This is a genomic window from Arachnia sp. (assembly GCF_057238465.1).
Map to the genome: position 1 here is coordinate 94,183 of NZ_DBHHFZ010000009.1, position 26,647 is coordinate 120,829.

Here is a 26,647-nt window from a genome sequence, read left to right on the forward strand (position 1 = left end):
GGCGACGCGGGTGCGGGCGGGAGTCAGCTCAGTCATAGTGGGCCAAGCCTAATGGCCCCACCGCCGCGGGTCCGAACCCGCGGTCCCGCCCAGTGGCATCATGATGCCGTGTCCTCCCGTGAATCCCACCGCTCACGCACGCTGAGAGCCTCGGGTTCCCTCCCGGAACCCAAGGACGGCCCCTCCCCCATCAGCCGTCACTTCACCTTCTGGCTGGACGAGGTCTTCCGGGTGCCCGGCACCGGTTTCCGCTTCGGTTTCGACCCGCTGCTGAGTCTCGTTCCGGCCGCCGGCAACGTGGTGGCGACGGCCCTGGGATGCGTGGTGATCCTCGACGCGGTCCGGCTGCGCGTCCCCGTGCCGGTTCTTCTCCGAATGCTGTGGAACTACGTGGTCAACTGGTGTCTCGGTTCAGTTCCGCTGATCGGTTCCTTCTTCGACGCCCTGTGGATGTCGAACGCGAAGAACCTGAAACTGCTGCACCGCGCCATCGAGGATCACGACCAGGTGCGCAGGGCAACCATCACCTACTGGCTGGTGGCGTTGACGCTGGTGTTCGGGGTCACGCTCGTCCTGCTGGCCACCCCGTTCGTGTTGCTGTTCTGGTTGTTCGGCCTGTGGCTTGGAAGGTGATAGCTTCGCCACCATGAGCGAACCGGGTGTCCCCAGCAACTTCATCACCGATGCCATCCGCCGCGACAACGAGGCAGGGACCTACGGTGGCAGGGTCCAGACCCGGTTCCCACCCGAACCCAACGGTTTCCTCCACGTCGGCCACGCCAAGGCCATCGTCGTGGACTTCGGCACCGCCGAGGACTTCGGTGGCACCTGCATGCTGCGTCTCGACGACACCAACCCGGAAACCGAGGAGGAGGCCTTCGTCAACTCCATCGTCGAGGACATCGAGTGGCTGGGCTACGAACCCTCTGAGGTGCGCCACGCCTCCGACTACTTCGAGACCCTCCACGACTGGGCCGTGCAGCTCATCGAGAAGGGCCTGGCCTACGTCGACGACCAGGACGGTGAGACCATCTCGGCCACCCGGGGGTCCTTCAACACCCCCGGCGTCGAATCGCCGTTCCGCAACCGCAGCGTCGCGGAGAACCTCGACCTGTTCGAGAGGATGCGCGCAGGGGAGTTTCCCGACGGCTCACGGGTGCTGCGGGCGAAGATCGACATGGCGCACGAGAACATGCAGCTGCGCGACCCCGTGATGTACCGCATCCGCAACATCGCACACCACCGCACGGGTGAGACGTGGTCGATCTATCCCACCTACGACTGGGCCCACGGCCAGTCCGACGCCATCGAGGGCGTCACCCATTCCATCTGCACCCTCGAGTTCGAATCCCACCGGCCTCTCTACGACTGGTTCCTGGAGCAGCTCGAGGTTCCCGCTCCCCCGCGCCAGTACGAGTTCGCGCGACTGGAGCTGACCCACACCGTCACGTCCAAGCGTCGCCTGGCGAAACTGGTCGCGGACGGCGTCGTGGATGGCTGGGACGATCCGCGGATGCCGACCATCCGGGGACTGCGGCGGCGCGGCTACCCGCCGGCCGCCATCCGGGCGTTCTGCCGCGAGGTGGGCACCACCCGCACCAATTCCCGCAAGGCCATCGAGGAGCTGGAGAGTTACGTGCGTCGCGTGCTGAATGCGACGGCGCAGCGCCGGATGGCCGTGACCCGGCCCTTGAAGCTGACCCTGCTGGACTGGCCCACCGAGGCCGACGGCAGCCCGGTGGTCGAGTGGTTCGAGGTGGTCAACAACCCGGAGAACCCTGCCGACGGCACCCGCCTGGTGCCGTTCACCGGGGAGCTGTGGATCGAGCAGGATGACTTCCGGGAGGTTCCGCCACCGAAATACTTCCGTCTCTCCCCCGGTCGTGAGGTCAGGTTGCGTGGCGCCTATCTGGTGACCGCCCGCGACGTGGTCAAGGACGAGGCGGGCAACGTCGTCGAGGTGCGTTGCAGCTTCGACCCGGAATCCCGGGGCGGCACCCCCGCCGACGGCCGGAAGGTGAAGTCGACGATGCACTGGGTCTCGGCCCCGCACGCCCTGGATGCCACCGTCGCCCTGTACGACAGGCTGTTCACCGCCGAGGCTCCTGGGGAACGCACGGGCGAGGCCCTGGACGACCTCAACCCCGCATCCCGCGAGCTGCTCACCGACGCAAAGGTGGAACCCGCGCTGGCGGATGCCGCCCCGGGAGAGGTGGTGCAGTTCGAGCGGCTCGGATACTTCGCCGCCGACGACCACACCCCGCTGCTGTTCCACCGCACGGTGGGGCTGCGGGACGAGTGGGCCAGCATTCAGAAACGCGGCTGAAAGCCCACTCACAGGAAGCAGCGGCTACGGTTGTCTGCATGCTTCCCACCGACGAAACCGCCACCGAAGTGGCCCTGGATCTGTTGACCGTTCTCGGATACGGGGCTGTCGGGTTCCTGGCCGGCGTCGTCGTCTCCGTGATCATCTCGATCATCATGCGGCAACTGTCCAGGCACCAGGAGGACCTGGGTTTCCTCAGCCGAAACCTGCGACTCCCCCAGCGCTTCATCCTGACCGTCTTCGGCACCGGCATGGGGGTGCTGATCGCCAGCGCCCCCACCCCGTGGCAGGCGGCGCCGTCGTGGCGGGCGAATTTCGAGCACTTTTTCCTGATCGTGATGATCTTCGCCGCCGCGTACGGCATGACGGGGGTCATCAGAACCGTCGAGGACGCCGTCCTCGCCCGCAAGAAGAACGCCCGGGAAACCCCACAGTTCCGGCGTATCCGCACCCAGATGCAGGTCATCGCCCGGGTTTTGATCGGTGTGGTCTGGATCGGGGCAATCGCCGGTGCGTTGCTCACCTTCGACCAGTTCCGGGCCATCGGAACCTCCCTGCTGGCCTCCGCCGGTCTGGTGTCGCTGGTCGCAGGTCTCGCGGCACAGTCGTCGCTCACGAACATCTTCGCCGGACTTCAGATCGCCTTCACCGGTTCCCTGCGCGTCGGCGACATCGTGGTCACGGACGACAACCAGGGAACCGTCGAGGAAATCACCCTCACCTATGTGGTGTTGAGGAGCTGGGACGAGCGACGCTGGATCGTGCCCTCGACGCTGTTCACCACGAAAACCTTCGAGAACTGGAGCCGGGAGGAGCCGCGACAAACGGGGGTCATCGAGTTCGATCTGGACTGGCTGGTTCCCGTGGAGGCCATGCGGATCGAGCTGCTGCGCCTGGTGAAAACCACCGACCTGTGGGACGGCCGCACCGTCGCCCTCCAGGTCATGGACGCCACGGGTGGGTCGGTCCGGATTCGCGCCGTCGTATCGGCGACGAACTCCAGCAGGTTGTTCGAACTGCGCTGCTTGCTGCGTGAACAGCTCATCAACTGGCTGCAGACCCAGGCGGTCTACGCCCTTCCCCGCACCCGCCTGGAACCGGACACCGCCACCGCCCCGCCCCAGGAGCAACGCCAGGATTTCGTCGAACAGGTCAAGGCCGACTGGGAGGCCGAGCAGGCCCACGAGAAGGAGACCCAGCTCCTTCCCCCCACGGAGGGTTCGGAACCCCACGGCAACGAGGAGAACGAGCAGAGCTCCGGGGGACGCCTCGGCTGGTTGAGGGCATTCCGCCGCTCCATCGGTTGACCGTTCCCCGCGGAGACCACGCTGCTGGCTCCGGGGCGTCCCGATCGTTGACGCCCACAAGACGGCCCGGCCAGCTCTCTGGACTCCACGGAACAGGGGAAGGGGCCCGCGCTTTCGTGCGGGCCCCTTCCCCTGTTGCCTGTCAGGCTAGGGTCACTTGATGATCTTGGTGACCTTGCCGGCGCCGACGGTGCGGCCGCCCTCACGGATGGCGAACTTGAGGTTCTCCTCCATGGCGATGGGCTTGTTCAGGTGAACGGTCATTTCGGTGTTGTCACCGGGCATGACCATTTCCTTGCCCTCCGGCAGCTGGACCACACCGGTGACGTCGGTGGTGCGGAAGTAGAACTGCGGGGAGTAGTTGGAGAAGAACGGCTTGTGGCGGCCGCCCTCTTCCTTGTTGAGCACGTAGACGGTGGCCTCGAAGTCGGTGTGCGGGGTGGTGGAACCGGGCTTGATCACGACCATGCCGCGCTCCACGTCCTCCTTCTTCGTGCCACGCAGCAGCAGGCCGACGTTCTCACCGGCGCGACCCTCGTCGAGGATCTTGCGGAACATCTCGACACCGGTGACGGTGGTGGTCTGCTTCTCCGGACGGATGCCGACGAGGTCGACGGAGTCACCGGTCCTGACGATGCCGCGCTCGATGCGGCCGGTGATGACGGTGCCGCGGCCGGTGATGGTGAAGACGTCCTCGACGGGCATCAGGAACGGCTTGTCGGTGTCACGCTCGGGCTGCGGGATGTACTCGTCGACAGCCTCCATCAGCTCAAGGATGCTGCCGGCCCACTTCTCGTCGCCGTTCAGCGCCGGGAAGGCCGCCACGCGGACGATCGGGAGGTTGTCGCCGTCGAACTCCTGGGCGGTGAGGATCTCACGCAGCTCCATCTCGACCAGGTCGATGAGGTCCGCGTCCTCCTCGGCGATCATGTCGCACTTGTTGAGGGCCACGACGATGGCCGGCACGCCGACCTGACGGGCGAGCAGGATGTGCTCGTGGGTCTGGGCCATCGGACCGTCGGTGGCGGCCACGACGAGGATCGCACCGTCCATCTGGGCGGCACCGGTGATCATGTTCTTGACGTAGTCGGCGTGCCCGGGGCAGTCGACGTGCGCGTAGTGACGCTTCTCGGTCTGGTACTCGACGTGGGCGATCGAGATGGTGATGCCGCGCTGGCGCTCCTCGGGGGCCTTGTCGATGCTGTCGAACGGGGACAGTTCGTTCAGGTCGGGGTACTTGTCGTGGAGCACCTTGGTGATCGCCGCGGTCAGAGTGGTCTTGCCGTGGTCGACGTGTCCAATGGTGCCGATGTTGCAGTGCGGCTTAGTCCGCTCAAACTTGGCCTTTGCCACTTAGGGCTCCTTCTTGGTCCAACCACGCACCGTGCGTGGCCATTAATCTGGTGCACCCCTGAGCTATGGGTCACACCAGGGGTCCAACGCCCAAGCCTATTACCCGAGCGCATACCCGTGTAATGCTATCGGCCCGGCCCTGGAAGTCAAGCTCAGGGTCGTGTCCCAATCCCTTTCAACAACCTTCGTCCAGGAAGGACGTATCTCCCGAGTCCAGCTGCCGGAGCTGCGCCACCCGCCCGGCGTGACGCCCGCCCTCGAAGGAGGCCTTCAGGAAGGCCTCGCAAATGGCCAGGGCGACGTCGGGACCCACCACGCGGGAACCGAAACAAAGGACGTTCGCGTTGTTGTGACGCCGGCTCATCCCGGCCGAGTAGGCCTCGGAGACGCAGGCCGCCCGGATCCCCTTGATCTTGTTGGCCGCGATGGAGATGCCAATACCGGAGCCACAGATCGCGATACCGACATCGAAACGCGCGGCTGCCACGTCCTTGGCCAGCCGCACCCCCCATTTCGCGTAGTCGGTGCGCTCGGACGTGGCTGGTCCGCAGTCCACCACGTCGTAACCGAGCTCTCTCAAGCGGGGAATCAGATCAATGCGCATATTGTGAGCGGCGTGGTCGCTGGTGATTCCAATTCTCATGCGACAACGTTACTGACCCGGCCCCAAGGTCTTCCACAACCCTCCTGTCGCATTGCCCTCGGTGCGCGACGCGCGGAATTCCCGCGTCCTCCTTTTGTCCGACCGGACAGCACCACCACCCCCTCCCCAAACCACCCAAACCCGCTCTGACAAGCACTTTTGCTCTTTTTTGAGTGGTTTGTCCCCGCGTTTGGGGTGTTTCACTGCCCTCCCGCTCCGAAGCAGACCCGGTCAGTCGCCATCCCATGTCACAGGACGTCGAAACACTGATCGACCTCGGCTTCAAGGCTTACGGGCGAGGCGCCGTGGGCGAGTTCGGACACCTCGGCGACGTTGAAGCGCGTCAGGTCGCCGATCCGGTCGATCACCGCCTCCGGCGCAAGGGCCCAGACGGGGCCAGAGGCTGGCCGAGGGCCTAAGGTGGGTCAGTGGGCACTCATGACATTCCCGCAGCATCGCCCAGCCGGCGCAGCAACCCGGGGCTGCTCGTCGTGGCCGGGGCGGGCCTCATCGGATCCCGCCTGGCGGACAAGGCCCGGGACAGCGGCTGGAAGATCCGGATCCTCCACCGCAGCGGACCGGGCAGGGCGCCGCGGGAGGGCATCGAGGTCGATGCCTCCGGTAGAGAGCACGCCTGGTGGGCCCCCGCCGAGCACCTCCTGGCGCCCGGAACCCTGGAGGGAGCAAGAGCCGTGGTGTGCCTGTCGGGCGCCCCGATCGCGCCGCGCCCCTGGACACCTGCGCGCCGTCGCGCGCTCGCGGCCTCGCGCCTGTCCACCACCGCCCTCATCGCCCAGGTCACCGCGGCCCTACCCCCGGCGGTGCGGCCCGAGGTCCTGCTGAGTGGGTCGGCCACCGGCTTCTACGGGGACCGGGGGGATGAAGTCCTCACCGAGGCGTGCGGTCCTGGCGAGGGATTCCTGTCCGAGCTGTGCCAGCGCTGGGAGGCCGCCGCGGGCCCGGCGGCGCGGGCCGGGCTGCGCACGGTCCAGTCCCGCACGGGCCTGGTGGTCAGCCCTTCGGGCGGGCTGGGCAGGATCCTCGGCGCCGCCTACCGGGTGGGGGCGGGGGCCCGGCTCGGCCGCGGCGACCAGTGGCAGCCGTGGATCGGGCTGGAGGACGCCGCGGCTGGACTCCTATGGGCCATCGAGCACGACGACGTCTGCGGCCCGGTGAACCTGACCGCGCCCGAACCCCTGCGCAACCGCGACCTCCACCGGCTGCTGTCCCGCGCCTGCGGCCCACCCTCGATTGCGGTGGTTCCCCAGGTCCTGCTGGACCGAGCGGGGAGGACCGGGGCGGCCGGCGGTACCAGCAGCATCGGCAGCATGCTCGCCGAACTGCTCGGCGCCTCCCAGCGTGCGGTCCCCCAGGCGCTGCTCACCTCCGGCTTCCACTTCACTGCACCGGGCGCGGCCTCGATCTGGGGGCTCGGCGCCTGACTCCCGTCCCGGCGCCGCGGTGACCATGATGTGGACATCGCGGTGTCGACTGCCTCGCCGGCCGATGGGAGCGCGGATGGGGCCACCAAGCGCCGGGGTGCGCCTGTCCTGGCCCCGACGGGGTCCGACACCATGGTCAACCCGGGTCTCCTGTCGCATTGCCCTCGGTGCGCGACGCGCGAAATTCCCGCGTCCTCCTTTTGTCCGACCGGGCGGCACCACCGCATCCCCTCCCCAAACCACCCAAACCCGCTCTGACAAGCACTTTTACCCTTTTTTGGGTGGTTTGTCCCCGTGTTCGGGGTGTTTCACTGCCCTCCCGCTCCGAAGCAGACCCGGTTAGTCTCCCTCCCATGTCACAGGACGTCGAAACACTGATTGACCTCGGCTTCAAGGCCTACGGGCGAGGCGACAACACGCAGGCGGCGCGTTGGTGGCGGATGGCGGCGGCCCAGAGGCGCTCCGACGCCATGGTCAACCTGGGTCTTCTGGTCAACAACCCCGCGGAGCGCGACGAGGCCACCCAGTGGTTCTTCCGCGCAGCCCTGCTGGGCAACACCGACGGCATGCTGCTGCTCAGCGAGATCCTCCAGGAACAGGGGGACCACGCCGTCGCGCAGAACTGGCTGCAGAAAGCCGCCGACCTGGGGGATCCCCGCGCCATCGATGCCCTGACCCGGGCCAGGAACACCCCCAGGCGCATGGAGACCAGCCCGAAACACGGCAAGACGGACCATCTCGACGACCTGACCCTGGTCGACTGATCCTTCCCTTTCCCTCCTCGGCCCCGCCCGCCCCAGCGCGGGCGGGGCCTTTCAGGACTCCCGCCGCGAGAGCGGCGCAGCCACCGGACCCACGGCCACCGGATCCGTGGCGGGCCGCACCGGATGATGCAAACCGGCCCGGGACCTGACGGTCCCGGGCCGGTGGGGTTTCAACTCAGCGGATCACTCGCCACCGCGAGCCTTGGCAACGATCTCTTCCGAGATGTTCTTCGGGGTCTCGGCGTAGGAGTCGAACTCCATGGAGTAGGAGGCCTGGCCCGAGGTCTTCGAGCGCAGGTCACCGACATAGCCGAACATCTCCGACAGCGGCACCAGGGCGCGCACGACGCGGTTGCCGTGCAGCTCGTCCATCGACTGGACGTGGCCGCGGCGGGCGTTCAGGTCACCGATCACGGTGCCGAGGTAGTCCTCGGGGGTGGTGACCTCGACGGCCATCATCGGCTCCAGGATCGCCGGGTCGGCCTTCCTGGCGGCCTCCTTGAAGGCCATGGAACCGGCCAGCTTGAACGCGAGCTCCGAGGAGTCGACATCGTGGTAGGCGCCGTCGGTCAGGGTGACCTTGATGTCCTCGACCGGGTAGCCGGCCAGCACACCGAACTGCATGGCCTCCTTGATGCCGGCGTCGACCGCGGGGATGTACTCCTTCGGGATGCGCCCGCCGGTGACGGCGTTGACGAACTCGTAGCCCGAACCCGCCTCGGTGGGTTCCAGGTCGATGATGACGCGGCCGAACTGGCCGGAACCACCGGACTGTTTCTTGTGGGTGTACTCCACCTTCTCCACCTTGCGGCGCAGCGTCTCGCGGTAGGCCACCTGCGGTTTGCCGATGTTGGCCTCCACCTTGAACTCGCGCTTCATGCGGTCGATCAGCACCTCGAGGTGCAGCTCACCCATGCCGGCGATGATGGTCTGACCGGTCTCCTCGTCGGTGTGGACGCGGAAGGTCGGGTCCTCCTCGGCGAGCCGCTGGATGGCCACCGACAGCTTCTCCTGGTCCGACTTCGACTTCGGCTCGATGGCCTGCTCGATGACGGGGTTCGGGAACTCCATCGACTCCAGGATGATCGGGTTTGCGGGATCGCAGAGGGTCTCACCGGTGGTGGTGTCCTTCAGGCCCATCACCGCGCAGATCATGCCCGCGCCGATCGATTCGATCTCCTCACGCTTGTTGGCGTGCATCTGGTAGATCTTGCCGATGCGTTCCTTCTTGCCCTTGGTGGCGTTCAGCACCTGCGAGCCGGCTTTCAGGACACCGGAGTAGACGCGGATGAAGGTCAGCTTGCCCAGGTGCGGATCCGCGGCGACCTTGAAGGCCAGGATCGACAGCGGCTCGTCCTCGGAGGGCTTGCGGGACATCTCGACGGACTCGTCGCCCGGTTTGAAGCCCTCGATGGCGGGCACGTCCAGCGGCGAGGGCAGGTAGTCGACGACGGCGTCCAGCAACGGCTGCACGCCCTTGTTCTTGAACGAGGTGCCGCAAACCACGGCGGTGAAGGCGGAGGCCAGCACGCCGCGGCGGATGGCGGCCTTGAGCTGCTCGACGGTGATCGCGTCGGGATCCTCCAGCCACAGCTCCATGAACTCGTCGTCGTTCTCGGCGACGGTCTCCAGCATCTCGGCGCGAGCCAGTTCGGCGGCCTCCACCATGTCGGCGGGGATGTCCGTGACCTCGTAGTCGTCGAGGCCCGGTTTGGTCACCTCGAGCGGCCAGATGTTCGCCTTCATCGTGACCAGGTCCACCTGGCCCTGGAAGTTCGACTCCGCACCGATCGGCAGCTGCAGCAGCACCGGGGTGGCGTTGAGACGTTCACGGATGGTCTTGACGCAGTGTTCGAAGGAAGCACCCGTGCGGTCCAGCTTGTTGATGTAGCAGATGCGCGGCACACCGTACTTCGTGGCCTGGCGCCACACGGTCTGCGACTGCGGCTCCACGCCCGCGACACCGTCGAACACCGCCACGGCACCGTCGAGCACGCGCAGCGAGCGCTCCACCTCGACGGTGAAGTCGACGTGTCCCGGGGTGTCGATGATGTTGACCTGGATGTCGTGCCAGAAGGCGGTGGTCGCGGCGGAGGTGATGGTGATGCCGCGTTCCTGTTCCTGCTCCATCCAGTCCATGGTGGCGGCGCCGTCGTGAACCTCACCGATCTTGTAGGACTTGCCGGTGTAGAAGAGGATGCGCTCGGTTGTGGTGGTCTTGCCGGCGTCGATGTGCGCCATGATGCCGATATTGCGGACCTTGGAAAGGTCAATCTTTGCCACGAGGTTTCCTTCTTGGTCTGTGGTGTGAAGTCAGGTCAGATGCGCAGGGACGCATCGTCTGCGGGCGTGCCACTGCCCCCGGAACGGCTCCGGGGGCAGTGTGGAAGTCACCAGCGGTAGTGGGCGAAGGCGCGGTTGGCCTCGGCCATCTTGTGGGTGTCCTCGCGACGCTTCACCGAGGCACCGAGGCCATTGCTCGCGTCCAGGATCTCGTTCATGAGCCGCTCGGTCATGGTCTTCTCGCGGCGGGCGCGGGAGAAGCTGACGAGCCAGCGCATGGCCAGCGTGGTCTGGCGGCCCGGTTTGACCTCGATCGGCACCTGATAGGTGGCGCCACCGACGCGACGGGACTTGACCTCGATGGAGGGCTTGACGTTGTCGAGGGCCCGCTTCAGGGTCTGGACGGGGTCCTGGCCGGTCTTGGCGCGGGTGCCCTCGAGGGCGTTGTAGACGATGGACTGGGCCACGGTCTTCTTGCCGTCGAGCAGGATCTTGCTGACGAGCTGGCTCACCAGCGGGGAGCCGTAGACCGGATCGACCATGACGGGGCGCTTGGGCGCGGGTCCCTTGCGAGGCATTACTTCTCCTTCTTCGCGCCGTAACGGCTGCGGGCCTGCTTGCGGCCCTTGACACCCTGGGTGTCGAGGGCGCCGCGGATGATCTTGTAACGGACACCGGGCAGGTCCTTCACACGACCTCCGCGCACGAGCACCATCGAGTGCTCCTGCAGGTTGTGACCGACGCCCGGGATGTAGGCGGTGACTTCGATGCCGGAGCTCAGGCGGACACGCGCGACCTTGCGCAGGGCGGAGTTCGGCTTCTTCGGGGTGGTGGTGTAGACGCGGGTGCAGACACCACGACGCTGCGGAGAACCCTTGAGGGCAGGGGTCTTGTTCTTGCTGACCTTGTCGGTGCGGCCCTTGCGGACCAGCTGCTGAATTGTTGGCACCTGTTGGTATCACTTTCATTGTCTGGACGGGTATCCCTGGCTCGCAGCCGTCCCCAAGGAGCATCCCGGGTCACCGTTTCCGTGAGCATCGCTGGCGCGGCTGCCGTGCGAACTCCGCACAGACCCGGGACTTCTTCGCAACTCAAGGATCCTCGGGGTCATGCCAGGGCACGCACAAGGTGCCCGCACGCGGCGGACACGCCCTCACAGACTACCCGACCCGCTCCCCCGGGTCAAAGCGGCACCTGAAGGCGATTCCACGGGAAAGGAGATCCGCCTTCACCAGTGGCCTTTCTCTACTTGAAATGACGCGGAACAGAGGAACGAGTGACGAAATGGTCGCCACCGGACCCGGTCCCCCGCGGCGTTTCATGCGGGGGGTGCGAACGGGGCGGGCACCGATCGGCGCCCGCCCCGTTTCGTCCCCGTCGTCAGCGGATGTCGCCGAAGTCGATGTCGTCCAGCGGAACGCCGGGAACGTCGAGATCGGAACTGAACGAGTAGTCGTACGGGTCGTAGCTGACGGTGTAGGCCTGCGACCTCGCATCCGCGGTGGGCTCCACCCGGATGTTGCGGTAACGCTCCAGGCCGGTGCCGGCCGGGATCAGCTTGCCGAGGATCACGTTCTCCTTCAGACCGACGAGGGTGTCGGACTTGCCCTGGATGGCGGCGTCGGTGAGCACCTTCGTCGTCTCCTGGAAGGACGCGGCCGACAGCCACGAATCCGTCGCGAGGGACGCCTTGGTGATGCCCATCAGCACCGGCCGGCCCTCCGCGGGACGCCCGCCCTCGGTCAGGGCCTTGCGGTTCGCCGCCTCGTAGGCCTGCCGGTCCACCAGCTCACCCGGCATCATCGAGGTGTCGCCCGAGTCGATGACGGTCACACGACGCAGCATCTGACGGATGATGATCTCGATGTGCTTGTCGTGGATGGGGGCGCCCTGCGTGCGGTACACGCGCTGCACCTCATCCACCAGGTGCTCCTGGACCTTGCGCAGACCCCGGATGCGCAGCACGTCCTGCGGATCCACCTGACCGGCGGTGAGCTGCTGACCGATGGTCACGCGCACCCCGTCGCGGATCGCCACGCGCACCCCGTTGGCGTCCTCGAACTCCAGCCGGGTGCGGCGCGCCACCGGGTATTCGAGGTCGTCGCCGCCGTCGTCGCGCACGATGATGATCTTGCGGCTACGGTCGCCGTCCTCGATGCGGATGACACCATCGGCCTCGGCGATGGGAGCCTTGCCCTTCGGCTGACGGGCCTCGAACAGCTCCACGACGCGCGGCAGACCCTGCGTGATGTCGTCACCGGCCACACCACCGGTGTGGAAGGTACGCATCGTCAGCTGGGTGCCGGGCTCACCGATGGACTGGGCAGCGACGATACCGACGGCCTCGCCGACATCCACGGTCTTCCCGGAGGCCAGCGACCGGCCGTAGCACATGGCGCAGGTGCCGGTTGCGGCCTCACAGGTCAGCACGGAGCGGACCTTGACCCGGGTGACACCGACGGATGCGAGCTGCTCGATCTCGGCATCACCGAGATCGGTGCCCGCCGCCACGAGCACATTGCCCTCGGAGTCGGTGACGTCGGTGGCCGCGGTGCGGGCGTAGACGGCGGTCTCCACGTCGGGAACGATGGAGACGGAGGCCCCCTCCTCCAGAGGTTCCGCCGTCACCTGGGTCTTCTTGCCGTCCTCACCCGTGACGATCTTGGTCCAGCGGGCGATGGTCTTGACCAGGCCACGTTCGGTCTGGCAGTCCTCCTCGCGGATGATGACGTCCTGCGAGACGTCCACCAGGCGCCGGGTCAGGTAACCCGAGTCGGCGGTCCGCAACGCGGTGTCGGCCTGTCCCTTACGGCCACCGTGGGTGGAGATGAAGTACTCCAGCACCGACAGGCCCTCGCGGAAGTTCGACTTGATGGGCCGGGCGATGATGTCGCCCTTCGGGTTGGCCACCAGGCCTCGCATGGCCGCGATCTGGCGCATCTGGGTCATGTTGCCGCGGGCACCCGAGTTGACCATCACGAAGATCGGGTTGGTCTGCGAGAAGTTTTCCTTCATCGCATCCGTCAGCTCCGCGGTGGCGTCGGTCCACAGCTCGATCAGCTCCTGGCGCCGCTCGTCCTCCGTCACCGAACCACGCTCGTACAAGGTGTCGATCTTCGTGGCCCGGGCGTCGTAGGCGGCGAGGATTTCCGGCTTGCTGGGCGGGGTCTGGACGTCCGCGATGGAGACGGTCACGCCGGAACGCGAACCCCACTGGAAGCCCAGGTCCTTCAACCCGTCGAGGGTGCGCACGGTGTCGATCAGCGGATACCGCTCGGCGAGGTCGTTGACGATCTGGCCGATCTGTTTCTTGCCGACCCGCTCGTTCACGAACGGGAAATCCGCGGGCAGGGCCTCGTTGAACAGGGCCCGGCCGAGCGAGGTCTCGAGGATGACCGACCCGTCCGCACGCACCTTGTCGGCGTACCCGGCCGGGGGAACGACGCCCTTGATGCGCAGCTTGATGGGGGCACCGACGTGCAGGTCGCCGCGGTCGTGGGCCATGATCGCCTCGGCCACCGAGGAGAAGACGCGACCGGCTCCCTTCTCCTGCTCCTGCAGCATCGTCAACCAGTACATGCCGATGATCATCTCGTGGCTGGGAACGGTCACGGGACGGCCATCAGCCGGTTTGAGGATGTTGTTCGTCGACAGCATCAGCACCCGCGCCTCGGCCTGGGCCTCGGCGGACAGCGGCAGGTGAACGGCCATCTGGTCGCCGTCGAAGTCGGCGTTGAAGGCCGCACAGACGAGCGGGTGGAGCTGGATCGCCTTGCCCTCGATCAGCTGCGGCTCGAAGGCCTGGATGCCGAGACGGTGAAGGGTTGGTGCACGGTTCAGCAGCACCGGATGCTCGGCGATGACCTCCTCCAGCACGTCCCACACGATGGGACGCTGACGTTCGACCATGCGCTTGGCGGCCTTGATGTTCTGGGCGTGGTTGAGGTCGTCCAGGCGTTTCATCACGAAGGGTTTGAACAGCTCCAGGGCCATGGCCTTCGGCAGGCCGCACTGGTGCAGTTTCAGCTGGGGACCGACCACGATCACGGAACGACCCGAGTAGTCGACGCGCTTGCCGAGCAGGTTCTGGCGGAACCGGCCCTGCTTGCCCTTCAGCATGTCCGAGATCGACTTCAGCGGACGGTTGCCCGGCCCGGTGACGGGGCGGCCGCGGCGCCCGTTGTCGAACAGCGAGTCGACGGCCTCCTGGAGCATGCGCTTCTCGTTGTTGACGATGATCTCGGGGGCGCCGAGGTCGAGGAGACGCTTCAGCCGGTTGTTGCGGTTGATGACGCGCCGGTAGAGGTCGTTGAGATCCGAGGTGGCGAACCGGCCGCCGTCGAGCTGCACCATGGGACGCAGGTCCGGCGGGATGACGGGAACGGCGTCGAGCACCATCCCGGCAGGGTTGTTGTTGCCGCTCAGGAAGGCGGCGACCACCTTCAGGCGCTTCAGGGCACGGGTCTTGCGCTGGCCCTTGCCGTTGGCGATGGTCTCACGCAGCTTCTCGGCCTCGGCCTGCAGGTCGAAGGTCTCGAGACGCTTCTTGATGGCCTCGGCACCCATGTAGCCGGTGAAGTACTTGCCGTAGCGCTGCTTCATGTCCCGGTAGAGGATCTCGTCGCCCTCCAGGTCCTGGACCTTCAGCGACTTGAACCGGTCCCACACCGCCTGGGCGCGGTCGATCCGGCGCTGGTACTGGTTGCGGAGCTGCCCCGCCTCCTTCTGCGCACCGTCGGAGACCTTGCGTTTGATGTCGGCCTTGGCACCCTCGGACTCGAGCTGGGCCAGGTCCTCCTCCAGCTTGGCCAGGCGGGCCTCGATCTCCGAGTCCCGGTTCTTCTCGAGCTGTTTGATGTAGGCCTCGTGGCGGGCCTGGAGGCTCGGGAGGTCGCGGTGGCGGGCCTCCTCGTCCACGTTGGTGATCATGTGCGCGGCGAAGTAGATGACCTTCTCGAGGTCCTTCGGAGCGATGTCCAGCAGGTACCCGAGGCGCGAGGGGACGCCCTTGAAGTACCAGATGTGGGTGACGGGCGCGGCCAGTTCGATGTGGCCCATCCGCTCACGACGCACGTTGGAGCGGGTCACCTCGACGCCGCAGCGCTCGCAGATGATGCCCTTGAAACGAACCCGCTTGTACTTGCCGCAGTAGCATTCCCAGTCGCGGGTGGGGCCGAAGATCTTCTCGCAGAAGAGGCCGTCGCGCTCCGGCTTGAGAGTACGGTAGTTGATGGTCTCGGGCTTCTTGACCTCACCGTGGCTCCACTCGCGGATCTGGTCGGCGCTCGCCAGTCCGATGCAGAGCTTGTCGTAGACGTTCACGTCCAGCATTGGTTCTCTTTCCCCCGCCGCCCCGGCGGGTGCCTGTGCCTGAAATCTGAGGTTTTACTGGTGCCGGGTCACCGGCTTGACTGAGTCAGACTCAGACTTCGGTGACGTCGAGGAAGTGGTCGCCTCCGGGACGCCTCCCGAGATCGATGCCGAAGTCCTCGGCGTTGCGCAGGTCATCCTCCGAGTCCCGCAGGTCAATGACGCGGCCGTCACCGGAGAGGACCTCCACGTTCAGACACAGCGACTGCATCTCCTTGACGAGCACCTTGAAGGACTCGGGAATGCCGGGTTCGGGAATGTTCTCGCCCTTGACGATCGCCTCGTAGACCTTCACACGGCCGGGAACGTCGTCGGACTTGATTGTCAGCAGCTCCTGGAGGGCCCAGGCGGCGCCGTAGGCCTCGAGCGCCCACACCTCCATCTCGCCGAAACGCTGGCCACCGAACTGCGCCTTGCCGCCCAGCGGCTGCTGGGTGATCATCGAGTACGGGCCGGTGGAGCGGGCGTGGATCTTGTCGTCGACCAGGTGGTGCAGCTTCAGCATGTACATGTAGCCGACACCGGTCTTCTCCGGGTAGGGCTCGCCGGAGCGGCCGTCGAACAGCTGGGCCTTGCCGCCGCCGTCGATGAGGCGCTCCCCGTCGCGGGTGGTCAGCGAGTTCTCCAGCAGACCGGTGATCTCGTGTTCGTCCGCGCCGTCGAAGACGGGGGTTGCGACCCGGGAGTCGGCCTCGACGCGGCCGAGACCGACCTCGCGCAGACGATCCGCCCAGGCCTCCTTGACCTCCGTGATGTCCCAGCCGGTCTTGGCGATCCACCCGAGGTGGTTCTCCAGCACCTGCCCGATGTTCATCCGGGAAGGGACGCCGAGGGGGTTGAGGACGATGTCGACGGGGGTGCCGTCGGCCAGGAAGGGCATGTCCTCCACGGGAAGGATCTTCGAGATGACACCCTTGTTGCCGTGGCGGCCGGCGAGTTTGTCGCCGTCGCTGATCTTGCGTTTCTGGGCGACGTGGACCCGAACCAGCTGGTTGACCCCGGGCGGCAGCTCGTCGTCGTCGCGGGTGTCGAAGACCCGCACCCCGATGACGGTGCCGGATTCGCCGTGCGGCACCTTCAGGGAGGTGTCGCGGACCTCACGGGCCTTCTCCCCGAAGATCGCTCGCAGCAGGCGCTCCTCGGGGGTCAGCTCGGTCTCGCCCTTCGGGGTGACCTTGCCGACCAGGATGTCGCCGGCCGAGACCTCGGCGCCGATGCGGACGATGCCACGCTCGTCGAGGTCGGCCAGCATCTCGTCGGAGACGTTGGGGATGTCGCGGGTGATCTCCTCGGCGCCCAGTTTCGTGTCGCGGGCGTCGACCTCGTGCTCCTCGATGTGGATCGAGGTCAGGACATCGTCCTGCACGAGACGCTGCGACAGGATGATGGCGTCCTCGTAGTTGAGGCCCTCCCACGGCATGAACGCCACGAGGAGGTTCTTGCCGAGAGCCAGCTCACCCCGGTCGGTGCAGGGGCCGTCGGCCAGCGGGGTGCCGACCTCGACGCGGTCCCCGGCCGCGACCAGCGGGCGCTGGTTGATGCAGGTACCCGCGTTGGAGCGCACGAACTTCTCAAGCCGGTACGAGGAGTAGGTGGCGTCGTCGTTGGCGACCTCGATGAGGTCGGCCGTGACCGAGGAGACCACACCGGCCTTCTTCGCGAGGGTCACGTCACCGACGTCCACGGCGGCGCGGTACTCCATGCCAGTGCCCACGAACGGGGCCTCGTTGCGGATCAGCGGCACCGCCTGGCGCTGCATATTGGCGCCCATCAGCGCCCGGGAGGCGTCGTCGTGCTCGAGGAACGGGATCAGCGCGGTGGCCACCGAGACCATCTGCCGGGGTGAGACGTCCATGTATTCGACGTCCGCCGCCGGGATGGTGTCGACGTCACCGTGCTTGATTCGCACCAGGACGCGTTCCTCGGCGAGACGGCCCTCGGCGTCCAGGGCCGCGTTGGCCTGGGCGATGGAGAAACGGTCCTCCTCGTCGGCGGTCAGGTAGTCGATCTGGTCGGTGACCTTGCCGTCGATGACGCGCCGGTAAGGGGTCTCGATGAACCCGAAGGCATTGACTCGGGCGAACGAGGCGAGCGAACCGATGAGGCCGATGTTCGGACCCTCGGGGGTCTCGATCGGGCACATGCGGCCGTAGTGCGAGCTGTGGACGTCACGCACCTCCATGCCCGCGCGGTCGCGGGAGAGACCACCCGGGCCGAGCGCGAAGAGGCGACGCTTGTGGGTCAGCCCCGCGAGCGGGTTGTTCTGGTCCATGAACTGCGACAGCTGCGAGGTGCCGAAGAACTCCTTCAACGCCGCCGTCACGGGGCGGATGTTGATGAGGGTCTGCGGGGTGATGGCCTCGATGTCCTGGGTGGTCATGCGGTCGCGGACGACGCGCTCCATGCGCCCCAGGCCGGTGCGCAGCTGGTTCTGGATCAGCTCACCGACGGTGCGGAGCCGGCGGTTGCCGAAGTGGTCGATGTCGTCGGCCTCGACCGGCAGGCCGTTCAGCTCCTCCTTGTGCTCGTGGAGAACCACGACGTACTTGATGGCCGCGACGATGTCCTCCATGGTGAGGACCTGGCTGTCGAACGGCAGGTCGAGCCCGAGCTTCTTGTTGATCTTGTAGCGGCCGACCTTCGCCAGGTCGTAGCGCTTCGGGTTGAAGTAGTAGTTCTCCAGCAGCGCCTGGGCGGCGTCGCGGGCCGGGGGTTCGCCGGGACGCAGCTTGCGGTAGATGTCCAGCAGCGCCTCGTCCTGGGTGTTGACGGTGTCCTTCTCCAGCGTCATGCGCATGGACTCGAATTCACCGAACTCCTCGAGGATGCGATCCTCGCTCCAGCCGAGGGCCTTGAGCAGGACGGTTACGTTCTGCTTGCGTTTGCGGTCGAGACGCACGAAGACCATGTCGCGCTTGTCGATCTCGAACTCCAGCCACGCACCGCGGGAGGGGATCACCTTGCAGGAGTAGATGTCCTTGTCGGATCCCTTGTCCGGGATGACCTCGAAGTAGACGCCCGGGGAGCGGACGAGCTGCGAGACGACGACACGCTCGGTGCCGTTGATGATGAAGGTGCCCTTGTCGGTCATCAGCGGGAAGTCGCCGATGAAAACGGTCTGCGACTTGATCTCGCCCGTCTCGTTGTTCACGAACTCAGCGGTCACGAACAGCGGGGCGGCGTAGGTGACGTCGCGGTCCTTGCACTCCTCGATGGAATGCTTGGGCTCCTCGAAACGGTGGTCGCGGAAGGACAGCGACATCGTCTCGTTGAAATCCTCGATGGGAGAGATCTCGGAGAAGATCTCCTCCAGCCCGGAGCGGGTGTTGACATCGGTACGGCCTGCGGCCAGTCGCTCCTCGACGTCAGCCTGCCAGGCCTCGTTTCCGATGAGCCAGTTGTAGGAGTTGATCTGAAGATCGAGCAGGTTGGGGACCTCAAGCGGTTCGTGGATCTTCGCGAATGAGATCCGACCACTGGGCAAGAGGACATTGGTGTTCTTCAACGCAGAGCGCGAGGCGGCCAAGATTCGGTCCTTCCGGGAACGCGGCTGGTTCGTCGCACAACAAAGGACCCGCGTCAAATCACGGGCACGATTGCAGAGCAGGGCAACAAATCACTATAGACGGAATCAAGACGATACGCAAACAACGGGCACAGTCCTCGTCACGAACATGATAGCCGCCCACGTCAAGGGCGTCCGCCCCACCCACCCCTGCCTCCATTCCCACTCCCCACTTCCCACACCCCACTCCCCACTCCGCGCTCCCCACGCCCCACACCCCACTTCCCGCGAGCAGGAATCGCTGACGTTCGACGTTTCAACGTCGTGTGGCGACGTTGAAACGTCGAATGTCAGCGATTCGTGCATGCTTCGGCGCCAGGTCTAGGAAGACCTCACGTCGGGGAAGACCTCACGTCGAGGAAGACCTCACGTCGGGGACGACCTCACGTCGGGGACGACCTCACGTCGGGGATGACCCCACTTCGAGAAGGACCCCACATTGAAGGGACGGAGCGGGGGTGAGCAACCGTCACCGAGCGACGTCCTTTTCCACAACTGCAGCTGTTTCGGGGATTGGTGGTCACCTCCGTGGGTTCTCTTCCCACGATGTGGGCATGAACCTCTACGGGACCAAACCCCACCTCGGCATCACCAGCCGTCAGGACGTGCTGCGCTCAGGTATCACTCGCCGAGAGTACGAGGCTGCCCTCGCCACCGGTGACCTGATCCGCATCGACCGAAGTCGAGTCGCGCTTCGAGGCACACCGGACACCTTGATCGATACAGCTCGTGCGGGTGCGACACTGACCTGCCTCTCGGCCCTGGCCCATCACGGAACCGACACGTTGCCCACTCGTCTGCTGCACGTGCGGCGTTCCGAATACTGCAAACGCACCCGTCCACTCCCGGAAAGGATGTGTTCCTGCAACCTCCCGGCGCCACCCGGCGACGAGATTGTCGACACCTTGGAGACCGCTCTCGAGGTCACCCTCAGGAACCACGGGGACGAGCACACCCTGGTTGTACTGGACAGCATCCTGCGACGAGGAATCCGAGGCCGGGGACAACTCCGGGATTGGGCTTCCGCCGTGAGCGGACGGGCCCTGCGACTGATCGCTCTTGCCGACGGTCGCAGCGACTCCCCGTTGGAGACCGTCCTCCGGTTCCGATTGCACAACGCGAGGATTCAGTGCACACCCCAGGTGGAGATACCGGGCATCGGACGCGTTGACCTGCTGGCGGGAAGCTCCCTCATCATCGAGGCCGACGGGAAAGAGTTCCACGACACCTCCGAACAGTTCGAGAAAGACCGCCTGCGCGACCAGAACGCCCTGTTGCTGGGCTATACCACCATCCGCGTCACCTGGCCGCAGATCCGCGACGAGTGGCCCCGTCTCTACGGCCTCATCCACTCCTTCGTCCGGTCGCGGCAACACCAACATGCTCCCAAACACCGCTTCTGAAACACATCCGCACCGCCCCCGAAACACACCCGCACCGCCCCCGCCCCACACCCCACGAGCGTGAATCGCGGAGGTTCGACGGTTCAACGTCGGGTGGCGACGTTGAACCGTCGAACCTCCGCGATTCGCGCCAGAAGACAGCAGGGGCAGGCCCGGGAGACAGCAAGGATAAGCCGGGAGATGGCAGAGGTAAGCCGGGATGGCAAGGGCGAAGGGACGGCAAGGGCGAAGGGACGGCAAGGGCGAAGGGACGGCAAGGGCTAGGGGATGGCAAGGGTGATGGGATGGCAAGGGTGATGGGATGGGAAAGGTCAGGAATCGAGGCAGGGGACGAGTAGCGACCTGAGTGACGATGTCGCGCTCAGGACCCGGTGTCCTCGACGATCCTGCTCATCCGAACCAGCGCGCGAGTCCTCCGCCCAGCACCCGACTGGTGAGTCCGGGGGTCTCCCGTCCGCAGCGATCCCGGTGCCTGTCGCGGAGCAGACGCAGCAGGTCCCCCACCCCGATGACGGTTGAGAGCACTCGAAGCGGACCCAGCTCGAGAGGGCGGTAGTCCTGCGCCGCGACGAACCGCTGGCGGAGTCCCGGTTCCAGGGCCGCGAGGTGGAGCCGCAGCTTCAGCCCGTGCAACGGGTTGGATGCGACCGCTATGCAGCTGGCCGAACCCAGCAGCGGCAACACCCGTCGGGCGTTCTCCCACGTGGTCCGCGACTGCGTCTCGGTGATGATCTCACCGGTGAATCCCCTGCGACGGAGTTCGGCGGCCAGCAGATCCGCCTCCGCGACCCCGACCCCGGCGGGATCCCCGCCCGAGGCGATGATGCGGGTGCCCGGCCCCAGGTGCCTGGCCGTTCGCAGCGCAACGCCGGCCCGCCACCGGTTGATCCGCGCCGGGTTCTCGTTGCGGAAACCGGGAAGCACCACCACGGCCTCCCGGGTGGCTCCCCTCGCGAGGCACCGCGCCGCCACGGCTTCGACGATCTCGGCCGCGGCCCACAGACCCGCCGCGACTCCCCAGACCGATCGACATCCCATCCCCCGACCGTACCCGCGACACACACGACAGGAGGCCCGCCCCTGGCAGGGGCGGGCCTCCTGGATGATCAACGCCGGTTCCCCGGCCGGGATCACTTGAGCTCGACGGAGCCGCCGGCGGCCTCGAGGGCAGCCTTGGCCTTCTCCGCGACATCCTTCTCGACCTGCTCGAGGACGGGCTTCGGAGCGGACTCCACCAGGTCCTTGGCCTCCTTCAGGCCGAGGCTGGTGAGGGCGCGCACCTCCTTGATGACGGCGATCTTCTTGTCGCCACCCGAGGTGAGGACGACATCGACCTTGCCGGAGTCGGCCTCCTCGGCGGCATCGTCGCCACCGCCGGCGGCGGGAGCGGCGGCCTGGGCGACGGCGACCGGGGCAGCGGCGGTGACGTCGAAGGTCTCCTCGAACAGCTTCACGAACTCGGACAGTTCGATGAGGGTCATCTCCTTGAAGGCGTCAAGGAGCTCTTCCTTGGTGAGCTTCGCCATGATGGGCGTTCCTTTCGATCAAGCATCGCAAGCAGTCAAGCTGCGACGGATTTCTTTTCCGCAGCGGCTGCTGCTCAGGCCTCTTCGGCCGGGGTGACGTCGCCAGCGGCGGCGTCCTCGTTCTTGGTTTCGGTGGCAGGCGCCGAGCCGGCTCCACCGATCAGGTTCGGGTTCTCCTCGGCGGCGCTCTGCAGCGCACCGAGCAGGCGGGCACTCTTCGACAGCGGAGCTGCCAGAGTGCCGGCGGCCTTCGCGAGGCTGCCCTTCATGGCGCCAGCCATCTTGGACAGCAGGACCTCGCGGGACTCGAGGTCGGCGAGTTTGAGAACCGCCTTGGCGTCGAGGAACCTACCCTCGAGAACGCCTCCCTTGATAACCAGGAACGGATGTGCCTTCGCGAAGTCGCGCAGCCCCTTGGTCACCTTGGCGATGTCGCCGGTGATGAAGGCGAACGCGGTGGGGCCGACGAGCGTCGACTCGATGCCCTCGATGCCCACTTCCCTGGCCGCGAGCAGGGCCAGGGTGTTCTTCGCAACGGCGTAGGTGGCACCATCACCGAGGGACCTGCGCAGATCCTGCAGGTCCTTGACGGTGAGACCACGGTACTCGGTCAGCACCACGGCCGCGGAGTCCGTGAACTTCTGTCCCAGCTCCGAAACCTTGGCAGCCTTTTCCGGCCTCGCCATTGGGTCTCCTTCCATAACTGTTGTCGCCCTCGACCCCAGAAGATGAAAGAAACCCCGACGCCGGTGGCGCGGGGCGGGCAGGAACGATGCCTGCTGGCTTGCGGTCACCTGCGCGGGCTCCCCCATGCGGAGGAATTGAGACTTGCGTCACCTGCGGTCTTCGGCTCGGGGAATTCTAGGCGACAATCCAGCGGGTCACAAATCCGCCCCTCGAAGCCCGCACCGAGCAGAAGGCAACCGGGCCGGCCGCAGGCCCCGGACGCCCGTCACCCGCTCCGGCACCCCGGTTCACCGGCATTCCGGGTCACCCATCCCACCAGGGAATCCCATCCCTGCGACTCCCGAAGCGCGCATCACCACCGCCCGCACGGCAGCCGGGTTCCCGTCCGCGCACCTCCCAAGGTCCCGGACACTCCAGAGGATTGGCACGGGCGGCCACATCAGCTATCTTTGAGACACCATGTTGCAGGAGGTTAAGCGTGCCTAAGGAACGTGAAATGGGCAACGTATCCGTATCGAAATCCGGTAGGCGTGCGACGCGGCTCGTCGGCGCCCTTCGGGTCGGCTCCGCGGCGTTCACGGGAACGACCCTCGTGATCATCGGGCAGGCCTGGGGAGACGCGCTCGGGGGCCGGACCGTGGATGCAGCCAGCTGGCTGTGGGCCGGGGTGACCGCCCTGGTGGCAGCCTGCTGCGCCTTCGCCGAGGTGCTGCTCGGCGGGTGGTCGGCCCGCCAGGAGGAACGCCGTCTCAGGACCCGGTTGCTGGATGCCCATTTCCGTGCCGCAGTGCGTCCCGACGCCCCGGCCAACGATTCCGCCACGTCGGCGGCCCACGCGGCCCCCGGGCTGCGGCCGTGGCGCGGCCGCGGACACCGTCGCCCCGTACCCGCCAGCAGGCCCTCCCCCGCCCAGCTGGTGACCCTCATGACCGACAACGCGGAGCGCATGTCCGAGTACCGCCAGGTCTACCTGGGCTCCACCCTCGCGGCGCTGGCCATTCCCTTCCTCACCCTGACCTATGTCACCTCCCTGGATCCGCTGCTGGGTCTCGGGATCATGGCAGCCTGCCCCCTGGTTCCCCTGGCGATCTGGGGATTCATGCGCCTGTTCCGCAAGGTCTCGGCGACCTCCCGCAAGGAACGCGGCCGCCTGGCCGTGCAGTACCTGGACGCTTTGCGCAACCTGATCCCCATCCGCCTGCTGAACGCGGGCAGCCGAACCGAGGAGCGGCTGCGTGCCCAGGGTGAGACCAACCGCCGGGCCATCATGCGGTTGCTGGCGGGCAACCAGGTGGTGATCATCGTCCTCGACGGAGCCTTCTCACTGCTGCTGATCTGCTGGTCCGTGCACCTGATCGGCTCCCGCCTCGCGTCGGGCGCGATCACGCCGGGGCAGGGCCTCGCGGTGGCCCTGCTGCTGACCCTGATGCTGGAGCCCCTGGTGCAGGTGGCCGGGTTCTTCTACATCGGCATGGGTGGGTTGGCCTCGCAGCGCGCCATCGGGCAGCAGCTGTCGCACGTCTCCGCCGAGCGTCCCACCGCGACCTCCGGAACCGCACCGACCGAATCCGCCATCAGCCTGCGATGCGTCCACCACGACTACGGTCGCGGACCCGTCCTGAACGGCCTCGACCTCGAGGTGCCGTACGGGGCCAAGGTGGCGATCATGGGGCCTTCCGGGGCGGGGAAATCGACGCTGCTGTCGCTGCTCCGCGGTACCCTTCCCGCCCAGCAGGGAACGGTCGTGCTCGACGGCCGGGACCTGGGGTCGCTCGAACCGGAACAGGTCTGCCGCATCTCGGCCTGCGTCGCGCAGTCCACATGGCTGTTCTCGGGCACTGTCGCCGACAACCTGCGCATCGCGAACCCCGAGGCCACCGACGAGGAGCTGTGGGAGGCCCTGCGCCGCGCCCACGTGGCCGATGAGGTGGAGCGGATGCCGCAGGGCCTGGATTCCGACGTCGGCGAGCGCGGTCAGCTGATCTCGGGCGGGCAGGCGCAGCGCCTGTCCCTGGCCCGGGCCTTCCTGTCGGGTCGCCGCATCCTCCTGCTGGACGAACCGACCAGCCAGGTTGACGTGGTCTCGGAGGCGGCCATCATCGCCGCCCTGGCCGAGATCGGCCCCGAATGGACGGTGCTCATGGTCACCCACCGCCGTTCCCTCCTCTCCATCGCCGACGCGGCCCACGAACTGCGCGACGGCGTCCTGCTACCTCTTGAAACGGCGGTTGCCCGATGAAGACCCCGAACACCCTTGGACTGATCCGTTGGCTGACCGGCATCACCCGTCCGGTTCACCCGCCGCTGCTGGTTTCCTCAGTGCTGCGCTGCATCAACCTGAGTCTCGAACTGGTGTTGTTCGGGCTGGCCGGGCTGATGGTGGCGTCCTTCGCATCCGGCCACCCCATCGGTGGGCTGCTGCTCTGGATAGTGGTGGTCGCGCTGGCCAAGGCGCTGGCCTACTACGCGGAACAGTTCACGGGCCACTACGTCGCCTTCAAGGCCCTGGAACTGCTGCGCGGTCACGCCTTCGCGTCGCTGTGGCCGAAGGCGCCGGCCGTGGTGCTCCGGAACCGTTCCGGTGACCTGTTGCCGACGCTGACCCGCGACGTGGACCGCATCGAGGTGGTCTACGCCCACACCTTCGCGCCGCTGGTGTCGGCCTTCGTGGTGCCGACCGCCGCCCTGGTTACGGTGGGCTCGCTGGCAGGCTGGGGCCTGGTCGCGATCCCGGCGGTCTGCGTCGCGGTCGCCCTGCTGGTGGTGCCGTTCGTGGGGTTGCGGCGGTCGCTCCGCTCGACCGCGGAGGGGCTGCGGCTGCGCGGGCAGCTGACCGCGCACGCCACCGACTCGGTCTACGGGATCGACGAGGTCCTCTCCTACGGCCACCAGCGCAGCCGGATCGAGGAACTCGACGAACTCGGCTCCCGGGTGCGCGATGCGGCGATGCCCCCGCTGGTCTTCAAGGGTCTGCGGCGCGGCGCGAACCTGGCACTGACCCTGGTCTCGGCTGCCTCGATCATGTGGACCGGGATCTCGGCGCAGCTCGATCCGCTGCTGGTGGCAGCCCTGGCGGCGGCGTCACTGCGGCTGTTCGAGGGGCCGCGGGGCGTGGAGGACGCCGTCGGATACCTCGATCACTCGCTGAGCGCGGCCAGGCGACTCTGGGAGCTGTGCCACACACCCGAGGCGGTTTCGGACGGTCCGCGGGAGCTGCGCCTGGAGGCACCGCCGAGCATCGAGTGGCGCGACGTCGACTACCGCTACCCGGGTGCCCTGCCCGGCAACCTGGCGCTGTCGGGGGTCTCGGTGACCGCGACCCCGGGCGGACGGACGGTGTTCGTCGGTGCCAGCGGGTCGGGCAAGTCGACGGCCGCGCAGCTGCTACTCCGCTACGACGAGTTGACCGGCGGCGACATCCTGATCGACGGCACCTCCGTGCGCGAATACACCCTCGATTCCCTGCGCCGCGCCATCGTCCTGGTGCCGCAGCGCGGGCAGGTACTGGATGCCACCATCGCCGAGAACCTGCGGCTGGGCGCCCCCGACGCCACTGACGAGGACCTGTGGCACGCCCTGGCGGTCGCCGAGCTGGCCGACGAGGTACGGGCCATGCCGCAGGACCTTGCGACCCGGACGGGCCGCGACGGGCGGGAACTCTCGGGCGGGCAGCTGCAACGCCTCTGCCTGGCCAGGGCACTGCTGGTGAAGCCGCGGGTGCTGGTGCTGGACGAGTTCACGGCCAACCTGAACACCGGCCTGGAGGCCCGCATCCGGGCCAATCTGGAACGCGACCTCCCCGGGTTGACCGTTATCGAGATCACGCACCGCCTGGAGCACCTCGACTCGGCGGACCGGGTCTTCGAGTTCGACCGGGGGCGGGTTGCCGCCCGGGCCGTGCCGCGGTGAGCGCTGCTCCCCCGATCAGCGGCCGACAGTGCCCGCCCTGAGCCCCTCACCCGGCCGGGTTCCGGGGAA

Annotated in this window: 18 protein-coding genes; 8 read left to right on the plus strand and 10 right to left on the minus strand. The window is 66.9% G+C overall.

Annotation, left to right across the window (positions count from 1 at the left end):
* Window positions 1-108: 108 nt before the first annotated feature.
* From ACO6D6_RS10650 to ACO6D6_RS10660, 3 genes are read left to right on the plus strand one after another with little or no spacing between them, the layout of a single operon-like run.
* The gene (locus ACO6D6_RS10650) at window positions 109-633 is read left to right on the plus strand and encodes a DUF4112 domain-containing protein (RefSeq protein WP_484785234.1); all 525 of its coding nucleotides are present in this window, start codon (window positions 109-111) and stop codon (window positions 631-633) included.
* Window positions 634-646: 13 nt separating this feature from the next.
* A complete protein-coding gene (locus ACO6D6_RS10655) occupies window positions 647-2,326 on the plus strand; it encodes a glutamine--tRNA ligase/YqeY domain fusion protein (RefSeq protein ID WP_484785235.1) in 1,680 nt (559 codons plus the stop codon).
* Between the two features lie 38 nt (window positions 2,327-2,364).
* Window positions 2,365-3,633 carry a mechanosensitive ion channel family protein gene (locus ACO6D6_RS10660; RefSeq protein WP_484785236.1) on the plus strand — a complete coding sequence of 423 codons (1,269 nt, stop codon included), beginning with the start codon at window positions 2,365-2,367 and terminating at the stop codon, window positions 3,631-3,633.
* Between the two features lie 153 nt (window positions 3,634-3,786).
* Here ACO6D6_RS10660 and tuf read toward each other — a convergent pair whose 3' ends face one another.
* Window positions 3,787-4,986, minus strand: a complete 1,200-nt coding sequence (tuf, locus tag ACO6D6_RS10665; RefSeq protein WP_484785237.1) for an elongation factor Tu — start codon at window positions 4,984-4,986, stop codon at window positions 3,787-3,789.
* A gap of 175 nt (window positions 4,987-5,161) precedes the next feature.
* A complete protein-coding gene (gene rpiB / locus ACO6D6_RS10670) occupies window positions 5,162-5,629 on the minus strand; it encodes a ribose 5-phosphate isomerase B (protein WP_484785238.1) in 468 nt (155 codons plus the stop codon).
* Window positions 5,630-6,057: 428 nt separating this feature from the next.
* Between rpiB and ACO6D6_RS10675 the strand changes: the two genes are divergently transcribed.
* Window positions 6,058-7,071: a TIGR01777 family oxidoreductase gene (locus tag ACO6D6_RS10675; RefSeq protein ID WP_484785239.1), complete on the plus strand. Its 1,014-nt coding sequence runs from the start codon at window positions 6,058-6,060 to the stop codon at window positions 7,069-7,071.
* Window positions 7,072-7,424: 353 nt separating this feature from the next.
* Window positions 7,425-7,835, plus strand: a complete 411-nt coding sequence (locus ACO6D6_RS10680) for an SEL1-like repeat protein (RefSeq protein ID WP_484785240.1) — start codon at window positions 7,425-7,427, stop codon at window positions 7,833-7,835.
* A gap of 183 nt (window positions 7,836-8,018) precedes the next feature.
* Here the strand turns inward: ACO6D6_RS10680 and fusA are convergent, their stop codons facing one another.
* The 5 genes from fusA to rpoB form a co-directional block, all read right to left on the minus strand.
* Window positions 8,019-10,118, minus strand: a complete 2,100-nt coding sequence (gene fusA / locus ACO6D6_RS10685; RefSeq protein ID WP_484785241.1) for an elongation factor G — start codon at window positions 10,116-10,118, stop codon at window positions 8,019-8,021.
* Between the two features lie 107 nt (window positions 10,119-10,225).
* Window positions 10,226-10,696 carry a 30S ribosomal protein S7 gene (gene rpsG, locus ACO6D6_RS10690; RefSeq protein ID WP_014847272.1) on the minus strand — a complete coding sequence of 157 codons (471 nt, stop codon included), beginning with the start codon at window positions 10,694-10,696 and terminating at the stop codon, window positions 10,226-10,228.
* Window positions 10,696-11,067 (minus strand): 30S ribosomal protein S12, encoded by a 372-nt coding sequence (gene rpsL, locus ACO6D6_RS10695; protein WP_014847273.1) that lies wholly within the window; start codon window positions 11,065-11,067, stop codon window positions 10,696-10,698. Before rpsL ends, rpsG begins: the two co-directional genes overlap by 1 nt.
* A 431-nt stretch (window positions 11,068-11,498) precedes the next feature.
* A complete protein-coding gene (locus ACO6D6_RS10700) occupies window positions 11,499-15,449 on the minus strand; it encodes a DNA-directed RNA polymerase subunit beta' (protein WP_484785242.1) in 3,951 nt (1,316 codons plus the stop codon).
* 91 nt (window positions 15,450-15,540) lie between these two features.
* Window positions 15,541-19,014: a DNA-directed RNA polymerase subunit beta gene (gene rpoB, locus ACO6D6_RS10705; RefSeq protein WP_484785243.1), complete on the minus strand. Its 3,474-nt coding sequence runs from the start codon at window positions 19,012-19,014 to the stop codon at window positions 15,541-15,543.
* 593 nt (window positions 19,015-19,607) lie between these two features.
* Between rpoB and ACO6D6_RS10710 the strand changes: the two genes are divergently transcribed.
* Window positions 19,608-20,456, plus strand: coding sequence for an endonuclease domain-containing protein (locus ACO6D6_RS10710; protein ID WP_484785244.1), 849 nt, complete (start codon window positions 19,608-19,610; stop codon window positions 20,454-20,456).
* 390 nt (window positions 20,457-20,846) lie between these two features.
* Here the strand turns inward: ACO6D6_RS10710 and ACO6D6_RS10715 are convergent, their stop codons facing one another.
* The 3 genes from ACO6D6_RS10715 to rplJ form a co-directional block, all read right to left on the minus strand.
* Entirely contained in the window at window positions 20,847-21,494 is a 648-nt protein-coding gene (locus ACO6D6_RS10715) for a YdcF family protein (RefSeq protein ID WP_484785245.1), read from the minus strand.
* Between the two features lie 92 nt (window positions 21,495-21,586).
* The gene (gene rplL, locus ACO6D6_RS10720; protein WP_484785246.1) at window positions 21,587-21,982 is read right to left on the minus strand and encodes a 50S ribosomal protein L7/L12; all 396 of its coding nucleotides are present in this window, start codon (window positions 21,980-21,982) and stop codon (window positions 21,587-21,589) included.
* Between the two features lie 74 nt (window positions 21,983-22,056).
* Window positions 22,057-22,668: a 50S ribosomal protein L10 gene (gene rplJ / locus ACO6D6_RS10725; RefSeq protein WP_484785247.1), complete on the minus strand. Its 612-nt coding sequence runs from the start codon at window positions 22,666-22,668 to the stop codon at window positions 22,057-22,059.
* A gap of 497 nt (window positions 22,669-23,165) precedes the next feature.
* Here rplJ and ACO6D6_RS10730 point away from each other — a divergent pair, with 497 nt between their 5' ends.
* Window positions 23,166-24,908 (plus strand): ATP-binding cassette domain-containing protein, encoded by a 1,743-nt coding sequence (locus tag ACO6D6_RS10730; RefSeq protein ID WP_484785248.1) that lies wholly within the window; start codon window positions 23,166-23,168, stop codon window positions 24,906-24,908.
* The gene (locus tag ACO6D6_RS10735; protein ID WP_484785249.1) at window positions 24,905-26,578 is read left to right on the plus strand and encodes an ABC transporter ATP-binding protein; all 1,674 of its coding nucleotides are present in this window, start codon (window positions 24,905-24,907) and stop codon (window positions 26,576-26,578) included. Before ACO6D6_RS10730 ends, ACO6D6_RS10735 begins: the two co-directional genes overlap by 4 nt.
* Window positions 26,579-26,647 lie beyond the last annotated feature (69 nt).

Bases quoted from the DNA above. Each gene is read 5' to 3' on its own strand.
- rpsG (WP_014847272.1), bottom strand. From the start codon at position 10,696: ATGCCTCGCAAGGGACCCGCGCCCAAGCGCCCCGTCATGGTCGATCCG.
- ACO6D6_RS10730 (WP_484785248.1), top strand. From the start codon at position 23,166: ATGGGCAACGTATCCGTATCGAAATCCGGTAGGCGTGCGACGCGGCTC.
- ACO6D6_RS10700 (WP_484785242.1), bottom strand. From the start codon at position 15,449: ATGCTGGACGTGAACGTCTACGACAAGCTCTGCATCGGACTGGCGAGC.
- rpiB (WP_484785238.1), bottom strand. From the start codon at position 5,629: ATGAGAATTGGAATCACCAGCGACCACGCCGCTCACAATATGCGCATT.
- ACO6D6_RS10655 (WP_484785235.1), top strand. From the start codon at position 647: ATGAGCGAACCGGGTGTCCCCAGCAACTTCATCACCGATGCCATCCGC.
- ACO6D6_RS10710 (WP_484785244.1), top strand. From the start codon at position 19,608: ATGAACCTCTACGGGACCAAACCCCACCTCGGCATCACCAGCCGTCAG.
- ACO6D6_RS10715 (WP_484785245.1), bottom strand. From the start codon at position 21,494: ATGGGATGTCGATCGGTCTGGGGAGTCGCGGCGGGTCTGTGGGCCGCG.
- rplL (WP_484785246.1), bottom strand. From the start codon at position 21,982: ATGGCGAAGCTCACCAAGGAAGAGCTCCTTGACGCCTTCAAGGAGATG.
- ACO6D6_RS10680 (WP_484785240.1), top strand. From the start codon at position 7,425: ATGTCACAGGACGTCGAAACACTGATTGACCTCGGCTTCAAGGCCTAC.
- ACO6D6_RS10735 (WP_484785249.1), top strand. From the start codon at position 24,905: ATGAAGACCCCGAACACCCTTGGACTGATCCGTTGGCTGACCGGCATC.
- rplJ (WP_484785247.1), bottom strand. From the start codon at position 22,668: ATGGCGAGGCCGGAAAAGGCTGCCAAGGTTTCGGAGCTGGGACAGAAG.
- ACO6D6_RS10660 (WP_484785236.1), top strand. From the start codon at position 2,365: ATGCTTCCCACCGACGAAACCGCCACCGAAGTGGCCCTGGATCTGTTG.